Source organism: Thermogladius sp. (assembly GCF_049970955.1).
Lineage (GTDB): Archaea > Thermoproteota > Thermoprotei_A > Sulfolobales > Desulfurococcaceae > Thermogladius.
The window spans coordinates 1-3,781 of the sequence record NZ_JBMFLY010000048.1; the positions used below are offsets into that span (position 1 = coordinate 1).

Here is a 3,781-nt window from a genome sequence, read left to right on the forward strand (position 1 = left end):
TTCACTGGTTGGTGGTTGCGGCTCAGCAATCGCCGGGTTGGGAGCGGGTACTTCACGGGCCTACTCGCATGTGTGCTAGACTTCCGGCCTGGGGAGCGACAGGCGCTCCTTCAGTAGTGCCAGGTCTAGTAGGGTCTTTAAGTTGGCTAGCCGGCGTAGGGCGTCCTCGACACTCTCGTTGCCCTCTCCCACCTCGTAGCAAAGCTTGTGGCCCAGTAGAGCCGGGGTATGTCTGTCCAGCTCCCCGCCGCGCCTCGCGCACATGTATGCGTAGTAGTTCACGAGACTGGCCAGCCTCAGCTTAGCCTGCGCGCCCGGAGGGGCCTTGAGGGTCTCGAGGTAGTCGCCCGCTATCTTCGAGAGCAGGACTAGGTCCCGCTTGAACTCCGAGACGAAGGCCATGAACTCCGGTTTCTTCAGGAGTTCTACGATTTTCTCCAAGCTCAACAGGCCTCCGTACCCCTGCCAGCCGGTTGAGCTATTGAGGGGCTTGAGTGCTTTGAGCGTGGCACTCCCGGAGACAACGCTCTCGCTCGTCAGAGGCTCTAGCACGACCCCGCCTCGCGCCCTATGCTTCAACGCGTTCAGGACAGCCACCGCCCGCTTGTAGAGCTCTAGGAGAGGGGTCCGGGAGTCCGCTATGTAGACTCCGGTCGAGAATGACAGCGGGTACACGGCGGGGGCCACGTCCCTGTAGAACATGTAGACGCTCTCCACAACGTCGAACCAGTCGCCGTAGACCGAGACGTCGTCGCCCCCGGCGTAGAGGACGATCGTGTCGCCGCCTCTCGCGAGCATCAGCCTGTGGAGCTTCCCGTTTACAGCGACCGTCAGTATGTCGGAGAACGTCACGAGCCGTGATGGGCTGGAAGAGAGCAGCATCCTCACCTCCCCCACGTAGTCGCCGTCCGACTTGGCCATGGCTATCATCGGGTACTCGTCTAGGTCTTTGAGAGAGTAAGTTCTCACCCCGCTGCTCTCGGTGACCTTGACAGGGTGGTAGACCCCCGTGAAGAGCGTCTGTACGGAGACCTCGAAGCCGCGTTCGCTGAGCTCTCCGATGACGCCGCTCAAGCTTTCCACCAAGTCGATAAACTCGGAGGCAACGTTGACGGCCCTGATTCTGACCTTCACAAACACGCCGCCACCAAGACCTTCGAGGGCGGGCTTTAACACAGTGCCGTAAAGCGACTTGAAGAGGGCCGCGACTGCTTGAACAGCCTCAGGGGGCTCCTTGACGCTCACCGCGTCGACGCGGGACGCCAGGATGTACAACGAGCCGAGCTCCGGTAGCGGGATAACACCCACGCCGAACCTGTATCCTCCACTGGAGAACTCGAAGCTCAGGGACTTCGCGAACCTCTCGCCCGTGGCATTTCTAAGCTCCTCCAACAACCTGTCTCTCAACTTCTCAATAGCCTCACCCGCAGGCTCGGCAACTCCAGCTTGACCGCTGCTCCTAAACACGTGGACCGAGACCACTAGGATCAGGTTCCTGCTGAGGCTGCCAGCCACCAGGCTTAGGTGGGTCAGGCCCGAGACCAGGTCGCCCTTCTCCAGCTTACCCCCGCTTATTGTAGAAGCGTAGGCGGCGGAGTCGTCGGCAACTGCGAAGCCCGCCCCGCTCGCCAGGTCGCTTTTGGTGACGACGTCCCGCGTTAGAGCGTCGAAGCCTGCGATGTCGCCCACGTCGTGCTCTACTCCCAAAAGCTCGGCGTCGTCGACGGCCTTCGCTAGGGGTAGCCTCTCGGCTAGCTCGTCCAGGGCAGACCTGAAGCCGGCGCTGCTGCCGCCCCCGCAACCAAGTAGACCTGAAGCACACTTTTTTCTACTCAGCGGGCTGGAGTAGGCTATCGACCATCTTAGGGAGTATCTTCTAGCAGACTCCCTGACTACCTCTCTCATCTTCCTCAAATACAGATCCATGCCTTCGTCTGCGTGTCCCGGCACCACCAGGACGACCGACCCTCCCTCGTCCACTAGCACGTTGGTCCTAGGTAGGCCTCCAAACAAGGCCAGAGCGTACTCGATGAGGGCGTCGGTGAGCAGCTCTACGAGCAGACTCCTGCCCCTAATGACCCTCGAGGCAGCCCTGGGGCTGACCACCGATGACACGAAGCTCTGTATACCTCTAGCATCGATCACCAGCAGCCTGAAGCTGTTGTTGCCTAGGAGCATCGACGTGGCGAGGGCTGAGACTACTTTTGAGTGAGAGTACAACCCGATGTCGGGGACTACGGCTAGGTAGACCGCTGAAGGGACGAGCATGGTCGAGTACTTGAGAACCTCCGCGAAAGTCTCGACGAATCCGAGCCCTACCCTCCTATAAGCGTTCAGCATGCTGTTAAGGGATTTCACTAGGTAGCGCACAATCGATGCGTAGGAAGTCTCTTTCAGGGACTCCAGGTAGGTCTTGGGAGCGAGAGACTCCAAGTACTTAGTGTCGACAAGACGCGGAGGGTACCATAACGGCTTGTCCCGCAGTTTCTGTAGCAAGCCGGCCAGAGCTGGGCCCAGCTTTTCGTAGTCGCGGCTCTCAAACCGGCTGCGGACCTCCTCTAGCTCAGAACAGACCTTCTCCCCGAGTATGACACCGCTAAAGCCCCCATGTCCGCTACGGCCCTGCCCCTTTTCGGTTCTCGGCCCTATGAATTTAGTGTAGGAGTACTCATCCGAGACTATGGTAAGCCACAGCGGCGATAGTAGCGGTGCGTTGTAGTGGGTGTACCCGGGGAGCTGCTTCTGTACCTCGCTTTCAACCGCCTGCCACCTTTCCCTCGCTTCGGATAGTTCACCCTCCAAGCCCCTCTCCAGGGCCGCGCACACGTCTGCGTCCTTGACTATATCTTTGATCTCCTTGAACGCTTTCTCAAACTCGCGGTCTTCAAAACCTAGTCTCTCTGCTATCTTATTCCATAGCTCTTCGCTGATTTTCTCGTGGCTTCTAACCGAGCGCGCTTCTCCTAATAGACGGTCTAGGTCCATAAGCGCGTCAGCTTCCTCAACATTGTTCTCCGCCCTCATCACGTACCTCAGGATGGGCTTGCCGACGTCGTGGAGCAGGGACCAGAGTGCGGCGGAGATCACTCTAGACAGAGCCTGCACCATCCCACCCCTACCAGCTTTCCGTAGCTGTCGGTAACGGTCTTCACCGTGCTGGAGTCCCACTGCCTATTCAAAAGCTGACTCATTTTCTGGGATAGAGCCGAGTAGAGGCCTTGCCTCATGAGGTATAGGGCGATCGTTTTACTCTCGTGCCCGGCGCCGAAGCCTATCCTGACCGGAGCGCACTTGTCTTTTTCGCAGAGGGGGAGAACCTCTTTTATGAGCAGGTCCCTGTAATCGTTCAACTCGCTAACACCATCAATCTTGGCGAGCTCGGCTTTGGCCAGTTCACATCCGAAACCCCTGATAACGTCCAGCAGCTTTGTCTCGAGCTCGTCAACGTTTTCCTCTACCGTTTTTTGGAACTCGTCGAACACTTTTTTTAGACCCGGCGCGATGTTGGCTATTCTTTCCGAAGGCGGTACTCGTCTTACTGCGACCTCGTACAATAGGCTGCCCTCCTCCCAGAACTCCGCCGTAATGCTTCCTACAAACGACAGCCTGGCGGGGCCGCCCGTCCTCTGAATCTTGTAGACCTGTAGGTTGTTGACGGCTGTCACCACACCATTGCGTTCAGGCTCGGACACCGACAGCGTGCTGAAGATGTCGAAACTTCTCTTAATTTGTTTCTCACCCTTTTGTAGCGTTAGCGAGACCCTCAGAAGCCTGTCTTCCA

Annotated in this window: 2 protein-coding genes; both read right to left on the reverse strand. The window is 58.2% G+C overall.

Going from position 1 to position 3,781, the window contains the following annotated elements; all coding sequences use genetic code 11:
* Positions 1 to 75: 75 nt before the first annotated feature.
* Positions 76 to 3,105, reverse strand: a complete 3,030-nt coding sequence (locus ACP5VX_RS05730) for a Cas10/Cmr2 second palm domain-containing protein (RefSeq protein WP_428724927.1) — start codon at positions 3,103 to 3,105, stop codon at positions 76 to 78.
* Positions 3,084 to 3,781: hypothetical protein (locus tag ACP5VX_RS05735; protein WP_428724928.1), on the reverse strand; the 698-nt coding region annotated here is incomplete at its 5' end. The genes ACP5VX_RS05730 and ACP5VX_RS05735, both read right to left, overlap by 22 nt.